13 protein-coding genes are annotated in these 15,163 nt (G+C 61.3%); 5 read left to right on the top strand and 8 right to left on the bottom strand.

Translation table 11 applies throughout. The features are described 5' to 3' along the window. Positions 1-51: 51 nt before the first annotated feature. Positions 52-1,023, bottom strand: coding sequence for an amidohydrolase (locus M0D64_RS42145; protein WP_266261989.1), 972 nt, complete (start codon positions 1,021-1,023; stop codon positions 52-54). A 171-nt stretch (positions 1,024-1,194) separates the two neighbouring features. On the opposite strand from M0D64_RS42145, the gene M0D64_RS42140 reads away from it, so the two are divergent. The 3 genes from M0D64_RS42140 to M0D64_RS42130 all read left to right on the top strand — a co-directional run bounded on the left by M0D64_RS42140 (position 1,195) and on the right by M0D64_RS42130 (position 3,911). Then, positions 1,195-2,094 (top strand): LysR family transcriptional regulator, encoded by a 900-nt coding sequence (locus M0D64_RS42140; protein WP_266261988.1) that lies wholly within the window; start codon positions 1,195-1,197, stop codon positions 2,092-2,094. Positions 2,095-2,160: 66 nt separating this feature from the next. Beyond that, positions 2,161-3,120, top strand: coding sequence for a helix-turn-helix domain-containing protein (locus M0D64_RS42135; protein ID WP_266261987.1), 960 nt, complete (start codon positions 2,161-2,163; stop codon positions 3,118-3,120). An 89-nt stretch (positions 3,121-3,209) separates the two neighbouring features. After that, positions 3,210-3,911: a fumarylacetoacetate hydrolase family protein gene (locus M0D64_RS42130; protein WP_266261985.1), complete on the top strand. Its 702-nt coding sequence runs from the start codon at positions 3,210-3,212 to the stop codon at positions 3,909-3,911. Between the two features lie 44 nt (positions 3,912-3,955). Here M0D64_RS42130 and M0D64_RS42125 read toward each other — a convergent pair whose 3' ends face one another. From M0D64_RS42125 to M0D64_RS42115, 3 genes are read right to left on the bottom strand one after another with little or no spacing between them, the layout of a single operon-like run. Next, positions 3,956-4,762 (bottom strand): NAD(P)-dependent oxidoreductase, encoded by an 807-nt coding sequence (locus M0D64_RS42125; RefSeq protein ID WP_266261984.1) that lies wholly within the window; start codon positions 4,760-4,762, stop codon positions 3,956-3,958. A 32-nt stretch (positions 4,763-4,794) separates the two neighbouring features. Continuing rightward, positions 4,795-5,538, bottom strand: coding sequence for a GntR family transcriptional regulator (locus tag M0D64_RS42120; RefSeq protein ID WP_154561958.1), 744 nt, complete (start codon positions 5,536-5,538; stop codon positions 4,795-4,797). Between the two features lie 52 nt (positions 5,539-5,590). Next, positions 5,591-7,330 (bottom strand): IlvD/Edd family dehydratase, encoded by a 1,740-nt coding sequence (locus M0D64_RS42115; protein WP_266261983.1) that lies wholly within the window; start codon positions 7,328-7,330, stop codon positions 5,591-5,593. Between the two features lie 144 nt (positions 7,331-7,474). Here M0D64_RS42115 and M0D64_RS42110 point away from each other — a divergent pair, with 144 nt between their 5' ends. Together M0D64_RS42110 and M0D64_RS42105 are read left to right on the top strand one after the other, a co-directional pair. Continuing rightward, positions 7,475-8,473 carry a D-glycerate dehydrogenase gene (locus M0D64_RS42110; RefSeq protein WP_266261982.1) on the top strand — a complete coding sequence of 333 codons (999 nt, stop codon included), beginning with the start codon at positions 7,475-7,477 and terminating at the stop codon, positions 8,471-8,473. A 41-nt stretch (positions 8,474-8,514) separates the two neighbouring features. Then, complete coding sequence (locus tag M0D64_RS42105; RefSeq protein WP_266261981.1) at positions 8,515-9,444, top strand: dihydrodipicolinate synthase family protein; 930 nt, start codon at positions 8,515-8,517, stop codon at positions 9,442-9,444. A gap of 70 nt (positions 9,445-9,514) precedes the next feature. On the opposite strand, the gene M0D64_RS42100 is transcribed toward M0D64_RS42105, so the two are convergent. The 4 genes from M0D64_RS42100 to M0D64_RS42085 form a co-directional block, all read right to left on the bottom strand. After that, positions 9,515-10,681, bottom strand: a complete 1,167-nt coding sequence (locus M0D64_RS42100; RefSeq protein WP_266261980.1) for a mandelate racemase/muconate lactonizing enzyme family protein — start codon at positions 10,679-10,681, stop codon at positions 9,515-9,517. 108 nt (positions 10,682-10,789) lie between these two features. After that, positions 10,790-12,091 (bottom strand): MFS transporter, encoded by a 1,302-nt coding sequence (locus M0D64_RS42095; protein ID WP_266261979.1) that lies wholly within the window; start codon positions 12,089-12,091, stop codon positions 10,790-10,792. 73 nt (positions 12,092-12,164) lie between these two features. Beyond that, positions 12,165-13,472: an MFS transporter gene (locus M0D64_RS42090; RefSeq protein ID WP_233464928.1), complete on the bottom strand. Its 1,308-nt coding sequence runs from the start codon at positions 13,470-13,472 to the stop codon at positions 12,165-12,167. Positions 13,473-13,574: 102 nt separating this feature from the next. Next, the gene (locus M0D64_RS42085; RefSeq protein ID WP_266261977.1) at positions 13,575-15,122 is read right to left on the bottom strand and encodes a UxaA family hydrolase; all 1,548 of its coding nucleotides are present in this window, start codon (positions 15,120-15,122) and stop codon (positions 13,575-13,577) included. Positions 15,123-15,163: the final 41 nt, after the last annotated feature.

Below are 15,163 nucleotides of genomic sequence, written 5' to 3'. Positions count from 1 at the left end.
GCCAGGATAAACCATGCAATCAATTATTAAAAGTAATTGCGGGATGTTGTACTAGAAGCCGTAGAGCCTTGCAGGATTTTCGACGAGGATTCGATGCCGCGTCGATTCGTCAGGTATCCACAGCGTCAGATCGTCCAGCAAGCGGGCGGCGTCCGGCTTGTTATCGGCCGCTTGCGTCGGATGAGGCCAGTCCGATCCCCACAGCATCCTGTCCGCGGCAAGCTGGGCAAACCTGAGCGCGACCCTTCCGGCGTCGGCGTAGACCGGCGCTCCGCTTCGCGACACGAGATAGGGTCCGCTCAATTTGACCCAGGTACGGCCGTTGGCCAGCAGCGCCTCGACCATCCGGAACGCAGCATGCTCCGCGCCGCCCGGTTGCGGAATCTGCCCCATATGATCGATCACGAGCGGCGACGACAGATTAGCAAGCAACTGTCGATGCGCGAGTAGCTGTGCAGCGGTGGCATTGACCTGAATGTGCCAGCCGAGCGGTTCGATCCGCTTCGAGAGCGGCTCCATCATCGATACCGTGACGCCAACCAGGTATTCGAGGTTAAAGCGCAGCCCGCGTACGCCCGTATCATGAAGACCGGCCAGCTCACCATTCGTCACGGTGACGGGCACGGTCGCGATGCCGCGTGCGGTCTTTCCGAACTGCGACAGGGCATCGAGCAGGCAACGATTGTCGGTTCCATACGTAGACGGTTGAACGACGACATGTCGCTCGACGCCCAGCCTCCGCTGCAGCGCGCGATAGTCGGCGACCGTTGCGTCAGGCGGCTGCAATTGCGCAGACGGATCGACTGGATACCGCGCATCGTAGATATGGTGATGACTGTCGGTCGCCTTCGGCGGAACCGGAAAGCACGGCTGCCCGGTACCGGCGACGCGCGCCCGCTCCTCGAGGAAAGAAGATTCGCCGGATGAGGCCGGCGTAGTCGCGAGGTCGGTCGCCCAGTTGCTGCGGCCAGGGTCTATGCCGTCTTGGGGTCTATCACGGTGGCCTTGCTTCTTTTGCTTCAAACGGCATCTCCTTTAGCCGGCGGGTCGATCGGAGCTACGGACTGCCCTGCTGCAAAATGACCAACGACGCACTACGTTACGGCGCAACGAAAAGAGTGGACCACTATACGCATGCAATTTTTCCGGGAGATAATCAAAGTTAGCGAGACCATCTGATAGAAACCTTCGATCATGCGCATTTCTCTTCAGCAAATTGAGACCTTTTATTGGGTGGCGCGGTTAGGTGGATTTCATGCGGCGGCGCGTCATCAGCACCTCACGCAGCCGACCATTTCGGCACGCATCCAGGAGTTCGAAGAACATCTCGGCGTGCAGCTCTTCACGCGCAGTCGGACCCGCTCCGAACTCACGCTCGCAGGCCGCGATGCGCTCGCCAATGCGGAACAGGTGCTAAAGCTCGCCGAAAAGCTCGAACAGATAGCGAAGCGTACCGACCCCATGTACGGGCTTCTACGTCTCGGCGCGATTGAGTCCATCGCCCACGCGGGGCTTGCAGATCTACTGACGCAACTCAAGACGCGATATCCGCACATGAAGATCGAACTCACGATCGATGTGGGTGTCACACTCGGACGCAAGCTTGGCGCGCACGAACTGGACATAGCGATACTGAACGATTCCACCGATGCGCCTCACGTGGTCGAGACCGCCATCGGCTACACCGATCTGCACTGGGTTGCGTCGCCGCAACTCGTGCCCAACTGCAATGTCGCGCCTCATGATCTTGCGTCGGTACCGATCATCACCGTCTCGCAACCGTCATCGAACCATTCGCTTGTAATGAACTGGTTCCGCAGCGCCGGTTGCAATCCGGACAACATCAGCTCATGCAATTCCCTGACGATGATGTCGCGGCTGGTCGCGGCCGGACATGCGGCGGCCGTGCTGTCGCCCGCAATCATGCTCGCGGAGATCGATGCCGGGCTGATTCACGTGCTGAACACTGAACGGCCGATCACTCAGCAGGGGTTTTTTGTCGCCTATCAGGAAGAGTGTCTTAGCGGCGCGGATACCATCGTGGAGCTGGCAAAAGAGGTGCTCACACGCAGTCGCGTGCTGATTCCGGGGTAGTCGGCGCGAGGGCGCCGTTAAGGGTTCAACGCACCGGCAAGCATGAATCAATCGGAGTACACAGTCATGAACGCATCACCGGTGGTGGTATCACGCACCTATGCGATGCCTGAGCGAAGCGATCGTCTGGATTTCTACATACGCGACCAAGCGTCGCGCCCCGCGATTGAAGAGCCGCACAAGCACGAATATTTTCAAATTCAGATCAACCTCGGCGGGGACACCGAACAGCATATTGGCGGAGTGCGCAGGCCCTTTCCTGCGGGTGCGGTCGCCTTTATCCTGCCGCATCGCTTGCATCTGATACCGCACCCCGCGCATTCGCGCTTCATTGTCATCAACTTTACGCAATCGTTTCTGCGCGCCAATACGGACGGAATCGCGGATCCCCTTGACCTCGAGGATGTGTCGATCACGCAGGCTCCCGAACTCGCCCCATTCAGGCTTCAGGAGTACATCGACTTCATTCTGGAGGACGCCGATCTCGCCGAAATCGAGCCGGTTCTGTCACGCATGCTGGAGGTCAATGAGATGCGGCGCTTCGGTTCAACCGCTCTTCTGCGCGGATACCTTCTTCAGCTTATCGGGATCGTATGCCAGCGACATGCGGATCAGCTGCTTCGGCTCTCCTCGCGCAATGCCCAAAGACTCGGCCGACGAGACGCTCTGGTCCGCGTGGACCATCATGTCAACGCACATCTCGCGAGCGACGCACTGTCTCTGACCTCTGCCGCCGCCGCTGCGTTTCTATCGCCGAACTACCTTACGCATCTGATCAAGAAGGAGACAGGCAGGACATTTGTCGAGTGGGTGACCGAGCGACGCATCGCACGCGCAAAGGATCTGTTGGCAAACGACAACCGGCGCATCAAGGACATTGCGTTTCTGGTCGGCTATCGCGACGAAGCCTATTTTTCGAGGCGGTTTCGTCAGTCAGTCGGTCAATCGCCGAGCGACTTTCGCGACATGCACCGGCGTGCGGTTCAACGAGACGGTGGCGCGACCGCGCGCAAAGGAGCATCGTAAGATCGTCCTGGTGTTCAGCGGATTTGTCCTGCACGGCGCGTTCGCAGGGCGATATCGTCGGTAGGCCAATACTACTCGCGAGGCTTACCATGACCGAATATTCAGTGACACCACCCACGATCACCTCCGTTGCTGTCAGCGGCTCGACGAGCCGCTTTCCCGTGCGCCGCGTGTTCTGTGTCGGGCGTAACTACGCAGAGCATGCGCGCGAAATGGGTGCCAACCCGGACCGGGATCCTCCGTTCTTTTTTTCCAAGCCTGCCGATGCCGTCGTGCCAGCGACCGGCGTGCTTCCGTACCCTCCCCTTACCTCCGACTTGCACCATGAGATTGAACTCGTCATTGCGCTCGGCAAGGAAGGAAAGGCCATCGCCCCCGAAAACGCACTCGATTTTGTCTGGGGTTATGGTGTCGGAGTCGATCTGACACGCCGGGATCTCCAGGCGACGGCGAAGAAACTGAACCGCCCGTGGGACTGGGCGAAAGGCTTTGATGCGTCTGCGCCGGTGAGCGAGATCAAGCCGGCGTCCGAGTTAGGGCATCCGTCCAGCGGACGGATATGGTTGTCCGTGAATGGCGAAGTCCGCCAGCAAGGCGATCTCAGCGAGATGATCTGGCCTGTCGCGGACATCATCAGTTACGTCTCTCAGGCCGTCACTGTGCAGCCGGGAGACCTGATTTTCAGCGGAACACCCGCCGGCGTAGGCGCACTCCGCCCAGGCGACAAGGTCGCAGGCGGAGTGGATGGCGTTGCGAACTTCAGTTTCGAGGTGGGCCCGCTAGTCGGATGAGCCTGCTTTAACGCGACGCAATCGTCCGACGGGGCCCGCCATGCTCAATCGATCCGGAGCGGATCCCCGTCGAATTCGACAAGGCAGCCGAAGCCGCCATGAAACAGCGCTTCACGCGCATCTTCCACCTTTCCCATGGCCTCGATCTCAGCCGCGTGCAGTTCGGCATCGTCTTGCGGCACGAACCCGAGATAACGCACGTTGGCATTGTCCCAGCGATTGCGCGCGTTATTGGATACGCCATACACGACCGCGAAGTGAAAGTCCGGATAGTCGATACAGCGGCGCGCCACCTGCACCATGTCGCGATGGCTGATCCATGTGAAGAGGTGCCGCGGTGCGGTTGGCCGGTCGTCCGGGCGGAACGAGCCAATCCGGATGCACGCAACCGACATGCCATGCTTGTCGGCGTACATCCGGCCAAGCGCCTCGCCGAACACCTTCGAGATGCCGTAGCGGCTATCAGGGCGCGGCTCGACGCTGTTATCGATCATCCGGTCGCGACGATGAAAACCCACTGCATGGTTCGAGCTCGCGAACACCACGCGCTTGACGCCCGCTTGCCGCGCCGCTTCGAACACGTTGTAGCAACCCTCGATGTTCATATCGCGGATGCGCTCCCAGCGATCCTCGTCAGGAATGCCGGCAAGATGCACGACAACATCGACACCCTTCATGGCCGACAGAAGATCCTCGAGCCGCGTGATGTCCGCGGTCACGATTTCCTCGCCTGCCTGCGCCTCCGCCTGCGGCGCAATGTCGGCGAGGCGCAGTGCATAGTGGCCCTGGAAACCGGCGCGAAGCACACGTCCAATGTGACCGGCCGCGCCGGTAATCAGTACTCGAGTCATTGATACCCTCTCTGTGATTCAGGTAAATACGGTTAATCGGTTTCGCCTTTCTGTACGGCGTAGCCGGCCGAGCGGCGGTGATGCGCTTCAAGATATGCATCGCGCGATGGCACCAGGTGCTCCCGGCATAACTTGATCAACGATTCCCGGTCGCCGGTTCGGAGCGCCTCGATCATCTGGTGATGCTCGGCGCGAGCCTTCTCCAGATACTGAGGAAACACGATCGATACCGAACGGATGGCATGCGTACGGCGCTCATACTCGTGAATCGCCTCGGTTAGAACCTGGCTTTCCGACAACGCAAAGAACGCATGGTGAAAGGCCATGTTCGCGCGGAACACACGCCGCAGATCTCCGGCGACGGCTGCTTCGTCGTGCTCCGCCTGTATTGCCGTTAACGCATCGAGCGCTTCGCTAGTGACCGGAAAAACGATGCGCCTCGCCGCGTCTGCTTCTAGCAGTTCGCGTAGCGCATACAGTTCGGTAACCTCGCGCGGCGTAAACGACTTGACCACCGCGCCCACATTCTTGCGGCGCTCCACCAGGCCGCGCCGCTCCACCTCCGCCAGCACCTGGCGTGCGACGTGGCGCTTCAGGTTGAAGCGCTCGCACAGATCGTCTTCCACAAGCCGTTCCCGTGGATGCAGAACGCCAAGGACGATCTGCTCCTCGAGCTCGTCTGAGACGCTGCGCAGCGTCTCGTCGACATTGCGGTCGCGTTCGACCGTCTTCGCAGTGGGTGCATCGGAGCGTTTGGGCTTGGCAGCGTTGCTCATAAAAGGGTCCGCAAAATGATCTAACCCGCGAGCCTATACGAAAATATGACCTTTATCCCTTGTTTCCGCTGCCGGGAACGGTCGCGTTAATCCGGGTAGCTTGCAAAAAGTCGAAGTCGCAGCCCTCGTCGGCCTGAGTGATCGTCGTCAGGAACAGTTTGCGATAACCACGCTCCTCGGGATCGGCCTGGCGCGCCGGCAACGCGGCGAGACGAGCTGCAATTTCCTCGTCGCTGAGGGCAAGTTCGATAGACCGTTCCGCCACGCTCAGGCGAATCCGGTCGCCCGTTTGTACGATCGCAAGCGGACCGCCGATCGCCGCTTCGGGTGTGACGTGCAGGACCACTGTACCGGACGCCGTGCCGCTCATGCGTCCATCCGAAATGCGCACCATGTCTTTGACACCCAGGCGGCCGAGCTTGCGCGGGATCGGAATGTAGCCCGCTTCCGGCATTCCGGGTGCACCGACCGGACCGATCCGCTTGAGCACGAGTACGTCGTGCGCTTCCACGTCCAGTTCCGGATCGTCGATACGGCGAGCCAGATCCTCCGCGTCCTCGAAGACGACTGCCCGCCCTTCGTGCTCCATCAGGCTGGCGCTTGCCGCTGACTGCTTGATGATCGCGCCGCCCGGCGCGAGATTGCCACGCAACACCGCAATACCGCCTTGCGGAAAGATCGGGCGGTCAAACGGGCGGACTACGTCTTGCGGGAAGCTCGCGGGGGCGAGATCCAGCTCCTCACCGAGCGTACGGCCCGTCACAGTGAGCGCGTCGAGATGCAGCAGGCCTTTCATCTCGCGCATGACCGTGGTCAAGCCGCCGGCGCGATGCAGGTCTTCCATGTAGTGCTGTCCGGACGGTTTCAGATCGACGAGGACCGGCGTCTCGCGCGCCATCCGGTCGAGCTGCTCAAGGTCGATGCGAATCCCGAGCCGGCCCGCAATTGCCGTGAGGTGAATGATGCCGTTGGTCGAGCCGCCGATTGCGAGCAGCACCCGCAACGCATTTTCGATCGCCTTGGGCGTCAGGATTGTCGCCGGACTCAGGTCCCGCCCGATCATCGCCACGGCCTGCGCGCCAGTGCGCTCCGCAATGCGGATGCGATCGGCAGTCACGGCAGGCGCAGACGCACCACCCGGCAGCATGATGCCCAAGGCTTCCGCAATACAGGCCATCGTGCTGGCCGTTCCCATCACCGAACAGGTCCCGACCGTCGCGACGAGCTGATTGTTGACCGCTTCGATCTCGGCTTCGTCGATCTGGTCGCCGCGAAAACTCGCCCAGAAACGACGGCAGTCCGTACATGCCCCCACCCGTTCGCCGCGATGCGAGCCCGTGAGCATGGCGCCCGTCACCAGTTGAATAGCGGGCACGCCCGCCGCCGCCGCACCCATCAACTGGGCCGGGACGGTTTTGTCGCAGCCGCCGATCAGCACCACCGCATCCATCGGCTGGGCCCGGATCATCTCCTCCGTGTCCATCGACATCAGGTTGCGCAGGTACATGCTGGTCGGATGCGAAAAACTCTCGGCGATCGAAATCGTCGGGAATTCGACAGGCAGCCCGCCAGCCAGCATCACGCCGCGCTTGACCGCCTCGATCAACTGCGGCGCGTTGCCGTGGCATGGGTTGTAGGCACTGCCCGTGTTCGCGATAGCCACGATCGGACGCGACAACGCGTCGTCGGTATAGCCCGCTCCCTTGATGAACGCCTTGCGCAGAAAAAGCGAGAAACCTTCATCGCCGTAGTTCGTCAGGCCCTGCCGCAAGCCGCTTTTCTTCTCGCCCATTTTCGCTCCTAAATCTTCGATGAGATTATCAATAATCTTGACGGGAATCTTACCGATACTTATAGTCTGTCCGCAAGCGATTCTTTTTTGTTGCGGTCGATGCCGCTTATCAACTCTCTCTAACAGCATTCCGCCGAGGTCTTCATGAAGCATGTCGTGGCCTATCGTTCGTTGCCTCCTGCCGTGCTGGGGCTTCTTCGTGAGCACTGTTCCGTCGAGCTGGTCGACGTTTCCTCCGGCGATCTCGCGCCATTCAGGCGCGCCCTGGGCACAGCTCATGGCATGGTCGGCAACAATCTCAAGATAACGCCGGAGATCCTTGATGCGGCGCCCTTGCTTGAGGTCGCGTCCACCATTTCGGCCGGCTTCGATGCGTTCGATGTCCCCGAACTCTCGCGCCGCGGCATCGTTCTGACGAACACGCCTGAAGAAGTCACCGAAACCACCGCTGACCTTGTGTTCAGCCTGATCCTCGCGACCGCCCGGCGCATTTCCGAACTCGCCGACTGGACGCGGCGCGGCCGGTGGACGCGTACTGTCGGCGAGGCGCAATTCGGTGTCGACGTGCATCACAAAACCCTCGGAATCGTCGGGCTTGGGCGCATTGGCAGCGCGGTCGCCAAGCGCGCCGCCCTCGGCTTCGGCATGGACGTGATTTATTCCAATCGCTCCCGCAACCCCGAAGCCGAGGAGCGCTACGGCGCGCAATGGCGGCCGCTTCCCGAACTGCTCGCGACTGCGGATTTCGTCTGCGTGCTCGTTCCGCTATCGCCCGCCACCGAGCGCCTGATCGGCAGCGCCGAGCTCGGGACCATGAAGCCGTCGGCCATTCTCATCAACTGTGCTCGCGGACAGGTCGTCGACGAGGCCGCCCTCATCGCGCATCTCCGTGAAGGCCGCATTCTCGGCGCCGGTCTCGATGTGTTCGAACGCGAACCGGTGTCGCCGGACTCGCTGCTGCTCGAGTTACCGAACGTGGTAGCGGTGCCGCATATCGGTTCCGCTACGCAACAGACGCGCGAGAACATGGCCATGCGCGCGGTGCGCAATCTCATCGACGCACTCGACGGCCAGCTTTCCTCGACCTGTGTCAATCCCGAAGCGCTCCACGCCCGCTCGTCTGCGCAACAGATCGCCGGCTGAATGGCGCGAAAAGCTCTCACTTCAACCGAAAGGAACATCCGATGACCTCAGTCAACCGGCCCCGCGGCGTTTACTCGCCCGTGGTCACGCCGTTCACAAGAGACCTTCTTCCCGATCACGACCGCTATGTCCGTCATTGCCGATGGCTTATCGAACAGGACGTCGGACTCGCCGTTTTCGGCACCAACTCGGAAGCGAATTCGCTCGCAGTCAGCGAGAAAATGAGGCTGCTCGAAACGTTGGTTGGCGCAGACATTCCGGTCGATCGCCTGATGCCGGGCACCGGCTGCTCGGCACTCACCGACACAGTCGAACTGACACGCCATGCGCTTTCGCTGGGCGTGAACAATGTGCTGACGCTGCCGCCCTTCTTCTACAAGGGCGTCACCGACGAAGGCTTGTTCCGCAGCTATGCGCAGATCATCGAGCGCGTGGGTTCCGACGCACTGCGCATTTATCTGTATCACATCCCGCCCGTGTCCCAGGTGCCGCTCAGCCTCGCGCTCATCGAGCGGCTGTTAGCCGCTTTCCCGGGCGTGATCGCCGGCGTGAAGGACAGTTCGGGCGACTGGAGCAACACGCAGGCGATGCTCGAGCGCTTCCAGCCGCATGGCTTCGATGTGTTCGCCGGCAGCGAGACCTTCCTGCTGGCCACCATGCGCGCGGGCGGCGTCGGCTGCATCACGGCAACCGGAAACGTCAATCCGGCGGCTATCGTGCGGTTGTATCGTCACTGGCAATCGGCCGACGCCGATGCCCGTCAGGCAGCACTGGATGCCACGCGTGCGGTGTTCGCCAAGCTCCCGATGATCCCTGCGCTCAAGGCAGCGATAGGCGTCTATTCGAACGATGCCGACTGGGGCGTCGTACGTCCGCCTCTCGTCGATCTGACGCAAGTGCAGTGCGATGCGCTCGCCACCGCACTCCGCGAAATCGACTTCTCGATGCCGGGAATCGAAGTCACCGCCTGATGCCGTGAAGAAACACCCGCCGGTTGCATGCGCATCCGGCGGTCTTGTCTGGCTATTCACTGCTTCGGCTTCACGCCCAGTCGTCCAGCGCGTATTCGTTCAGCGCGGCTTCATCGAAGTCGAATCCGAGGCCTGGACGAGTCGGCACGGTCAGCTTGCCGTCTGCGAACGACAGTTGTGTATCCACTAGCCGACGGAAATTCAACACCTGATCGTCAGGAAAAAATTCGACGTAGCGCGAATTGCTCGTCGACGCCACCAGATGCACGTGCAGATCGTGGAACCAGTGCGGACACATCGTCACACCCACGGCTGCGGCCGACGCCGCAATCCGCCGCCATTCGCTGATCCCGCCGCATACCGCCGCGTCCGACTGAAGGATCATGGCCGCGCGCTTGTCGAGCAGCTCCTGATGCCGCCAGCGCCCTGCTTCTATCTCACCGGTCGCAACGGTCACCGGCGTGCGCCGGCTCAGTTGCGCATGGCTCTCGATGTCGTCCGGACTGAACGGCTCTTCTATCCAGTACGGGTTGAACGGTTCGTACCGGCGCATGTATTCGAGCGCGGTCGGAACGTCGGTCCAGGCGTTGTTGGCATCGAGCATCAGCAGCACGTCGTCGCCGATCGCTTCTCGTGCTGCCCTGATCCGCGCTTCCTCGCTTCGCGGATCGAGCCGCCCCACTTTCATCTTCACGGCGCGAAACCCCTGTGCCACGTATCCCGCCATCTCCTCGCCGAGACGCTCGGGCGTCTTGCCTTCGAGGTAGTAACCGCCGCTGGCATAGGCCGGCACGGTGGCGCTGCATGTGCCGCCGAGATAGCGGCTCAACGGCAGGCCCGCAGCGCGCGCATTCCGGTCCCACAAGGCGATGTCGATGATGGACAGCGCCCGCATGACCGAGCCGGCACGCCCTTGCAGCAGTGACTCGTCGTACATGGCGCACCAGGAGCCTTCGACATCGAGCGCGGAGCGCCCGCGCAACAGCGGCGCAAACAATTCGCGCACGGCATACGTGACCAGCATGCCGGCGCGGTTGCCGCTGTAGCAAAAGCCGATGCCGTAATGGTCATCGGCTGTTGTGACGCGCACGACCGTGTAGTCGCGGGCAGTGACGAGCCGGGTCGAGAATGCAGTGTGGCGGTCAAGCGGCACGCGGATGGTGCGCGCCTCCACCGAAACGATCCGCGAACGTGTCTGATAATCGGTTTGCTCAGGTTCAACGATGACGTGTTTCATAACAGTAGATCGACTCGAAAAAGATAACGATGCTCACGGGACCGATCGTGCGGCCGCGCGCACCGTCCCGCCTGCGCCGCCCTGACGGCTTGCGTGGCAGGACGGAGCTTATGTGGCGGTCGTATGCGTCTCGGCTGTTTCGGCTGCCTCGCCTGCCGCGCGCCGGCCGATGACCAGCAGCATCGCCAGCACGCCGACCAGATCGACCACCGCGCCGAGCATGAAGCCGCTGCTGTAACCGCCAAAGTACTGGACCGCAAAACCCATCATGGTCGGACCGACGATGCCCGAAATGTTGCTCATCAGGTGAACAAAGCCGCTTACGCCCCCGAGATGCCTGCCTGGCACAAGTTCGTGCATGGTGGCCCAGCACGCTTGCGACGAAGCCGTCAGGAACAGCACGGCGAACGCGACAAGCAGGACTGCGGGCATCACGGAATCGACCATGCTGACGCCCACCAGGGCGAGACCCGACAGCGCGAGCGGCACGATCGCCGAGACCTTGCGCGCCATCAGCTTGTTGCTCATGCGCTTGAAAAATGCGTCGGCGACCAGCCCGCCGCCGAAGTATCCGATTCCGCCGCATGCCCATGGCACCGCGCTCAGAAAGCTCATGTGCTTCATGTCGAGATGCAGCGCGTTGGTGAAATAGCTCGGCATCCACGAGATGAACACGAACAGCGTGTAGTTCACCGCGAACAGGCCGACGCCAAGCGCGAGCGTGCTCGGACGAAACAGGTAGCTGCGCAGCGGTGTGCTTTCGTCGCCGCCTTCTGCCGGGTGTGCCGCGCTGCGGCTCGCTTCGACCATCTCGCGTTCGGCCTCGCCGACCCGCGTGCTTTGCGCCGGCTTGTCGGTCGCGAAGATACGCCAGGCGACGATCCACACCAGCCCGAACGCTGCGATGATCACAAACGACGTGCGCCAGCCGTAGGCAATGGCGATCAGCCCGACCACCGGTCCAGCAATCGCGCTGCCTACCGTCTGGCCCGAAAACGTAAAGCCGACCATGGTCGCGGTTTCATGCCGGGGAAACCAATTGGTGATGGTCCGGTTGGTCGTCGAATTCATCGGACCTTCGCCGAAGCCGAACAGCGCCCGTGAGATCAGCAGCGTGCCGAATCCAGTCGCGGCCGCAGTTAACCCGCAGAGAATGGACCACGCCCCCATCGCCCAGGAGAAGACCCGACGCGGTCCATACTTGTCGGCGAGTTGTCCGCCGACGAATGCGAAGATGGAATAGCCGAAGAAAAAACTGCTGAACACGACGCCGAGTTGCGACGGCGAAAGGTTCAGCTCCTTGTTGAGAACAGGCGCGACCACGCCGAGCGCCGCGCGGTCCATGTAATTGATCGCGCCCGCAATAAACAGCAGCAAGGCGACGACGTAGCGATACTTCCCAGTCTTCATGTTGTCTCTATTCCGTGTAATTAACGATACCGACCGTTGCTATCTGGCACTTCTTTCGAGTGCCGTAAAGGTGCTACCTGTTGACAAGTCTGGCGGGAAGCTGCGTCAAGATGAGGCATGCGGAGACAATCAGCGACCCCGCAATCAGGAACAGGCTCGAATCGAGTGAGTGCGTGACCGTCTTTAGCCACCCCACAAGCGTGGGGCTTACGAAGCCTGCGAGATTGCCCGTCGAATTGATCAATGCGATGCCGGCGGCCGCACCGGTGCCGCCGAGAAAAGACGTGGGCAACGCCCAGAACATAGGTAAAGCCGTAATCACGCCCGAAGCAGCAAGCGTCAGGCCAAGCAACGCAATATACGTATTGCTGCCCGCGTAGGCGCACATCACGAAACCCACAGCCGCCATGCATTGCGGCAACACGACGTGCCAGCGGCGTTCACGCGTGCGGTCCGCGTGGCGGCCGACCACAATCATCAGAATCAGGGCGGCAAGATAAGGCACGACAGTGAGCAGCCCGATGGTGAAGGCGTCCGTGATTCCCGAACTCTTTATGATGGTCGGCTGCCAGAAGCCAACGGCATAAGAGCCCATCACGATACCGAACAGAATCGCGCACAAGGTCCAGACTTTGAGCGACGTGAAGACCTCGCGCACGGAACCGTGGCTTTTGGTGCGTGCTTCCGCATCGATTTCCGATGCAATGAAGTCGCGATCCTCAACCGGCAGCCACTTTGCGTCCTTCACCCGGTCGTCGAGGAACCAGAAAATGACGGCTGCCAGGATCAGCGCGGGGACGGCTTCCAGAATGAACAGCCACTGCCAGCCGGCAAGCCCCGCGTTCCCCGCCAGGCGCTGCATGATGAAACCCGATATCGGGCCGCCGACAATGCCCGCCACCGGATTGCCCGCCATCAGAAAAGCGATCATCTTGCCGCGCCGGTGCGATGGAAACCAGTAGGTGAGATACAGCACCAGTCCCGGGAAAAAGCCCGCTTCGGCCACACCCAGAAAGAAACGCAATACGTAGAACATCGTGGGCGTGGTGACCCACGCGGTCGCGGCCGAGAGCACGGCCCACGTAAGCATGATCCGGGCGATCCAGCGGCGCGCGCCGAGCCGGTGCAGCAGCAAGTTGCTCGGGACCTCGAAGAAGAAATACCCGATGAAAAAGATACCGGCGCCGAAGCCGTACATCGCCTCACTGAAGTTCAGATCGCTGAGCATCTGGAGCTTGGCGAAGCCCACGTTGACCCGATCCAGATAGGCCACCACGTAGCAGACGAACAGCAAGGGCATGAAGCGCCAGGTCACTCGCGTGTAGATCGAGTTGCTTGCCGCGCTGTCAGGTATGTGTATTGCCGGGGTTTGGGTACTCAAGGGCTGTCTCCGCTAATTTTGTTCGACTAGCTACAGGGCGGCGGTTTTACTTATGGGTGTAAATGGCCGTTCGCCCTCGCGATGCGCTGCGCCACTGCGGACTCAACTCATGATGCCGATCTGCCACGGCACGAATTCGTGATCACCCAGCCCGAGCATTTCGCTTTTTGTGCGCTCGCCCGACGCGGCCGCAAGAATCGCGTCGAAGATTCTCTGGCCCGTGCTCTGGACCGACGCAATGCCATCCAGGATTCCGCCGCAGTTCAGATCCATGTCTTCAGTCAGACGGGTGTACATCGGCGTGTTGGTGGCGAGCTTCAGCGATGGCACGGGCTTGGCGCCGAACATCGAACCGCGCCCTGTGGTGAAGGCAATAAGATTTGCGCCGCCTGCAATCTGACCCGTCGCGGAGACGGGGTCGAAGCCGGGCGTGTCCATGAAAACGAGTCCAGGTTGCTTCACCCGCTCGGCGTATCGATACACTTCCATCAGCGGGCCGGTGCCGCCTTTCATCGATGATCCAATCGACTTTTCGAAGATGTTCGCCAGTCCGCCCACCTGATTGCCAGGGCTGACCTGGCCATTGATCTGAACGTCTCGACCGACCGAATACTCGTCTTTCCACCAGCGGATTCGCTCAACGAGCTTCTCGCCGACTTCGCGGCTGACCGCACGCCGCGTGAGCGTATGTTCCACGCCGTAGATCTCGGGTGTTTCGGAGAGGATGGCCGTGCCGCCATGACGGACCAGCAAGTCCATCGCCGCGCCAAGCGAAGGATTTGCGGTGATCGACGAAAAGCCGTCCGAGCCACCGCATTGCAGACCGATCTTCAGGTGGCTTGCGGAAACCGTCGTGCGCTTCACGCGATTGGCATCGGGTAACAGCGCCTTTACCGCAGCCACGCCGGCCTCGATGGTCCGGCGGGTGCCGCCGCTCTCCTGCATGATGAACGTGTGCAGCCGCGAACCAGCCTCCAGACCTTCCTGATCCATCAGTCCGGCCAGTTGATTGCGCTCGCATCCCAGCCCGACAATCAGCGCTGCGGCGAGATTGGGATGGCGCGCGTAACCCGCCATCGTTCGGCGCAGCAGCGCCATCGGCTCGCCGCTCATCTCCATACCGCAACCGATCGAATGCGTGAACGCAACCACGCCATCTACATTGGGGTAGTCGGCCAGCCGTTCGGGCGTGAACCATTCGGCGATCCTGTGTGCGACCGTGGCCGAACAATTGACTGTCGACAACACGCCGATGTAGTTGCGCGTGGCAACCTCGCCGTTATCGCGCACGATGCCCTGGAACGTGGCGCGCTCGGCTTCGGGCACCATCTCGACGGGCCGATAATCCGCGCCAAATGCGTAGTCGCGGTCGAACTCGCGGAACTCGACGTTATGGCTATGGACCATCGTGCCTGGCGCAATATCCGTCGCGGCGAAACCGATCACCACGTTGTATTTGCGAACCGGCTCGCCTTTTTTGATGGGCGTCGCCGCGATCTTATAGCCTGCGACCACCTGGCTGCGGCAAACAAAATCTTCGGCTGGAACCGGCGTACCGATCGCGACGTCGATGCGCGCAATCACCACATTGTCAGCGGGATGCAACCGGATCACTGGCCCGGTTGCGCTCTTGCTCGTCACCTCAGTCATCAGGCATTGCCCTTCTAAAAATTTTGCGCCGGGCGGTTAAA

It is taken from the genome of Paraburkholderia sp. WS6 (assembly GCF_030464835.1).
GTDB classification, from domain to species: Bacteria; Pseudomonadota; Gammaproteobacteria; order Burkholderiales; family Burkholderiaceae; genus Paraburkholderia; species Paraburkholderia madseniana.
This window is presented reverse-complemented; position numbering and strand designations above follow the sequence as displayed.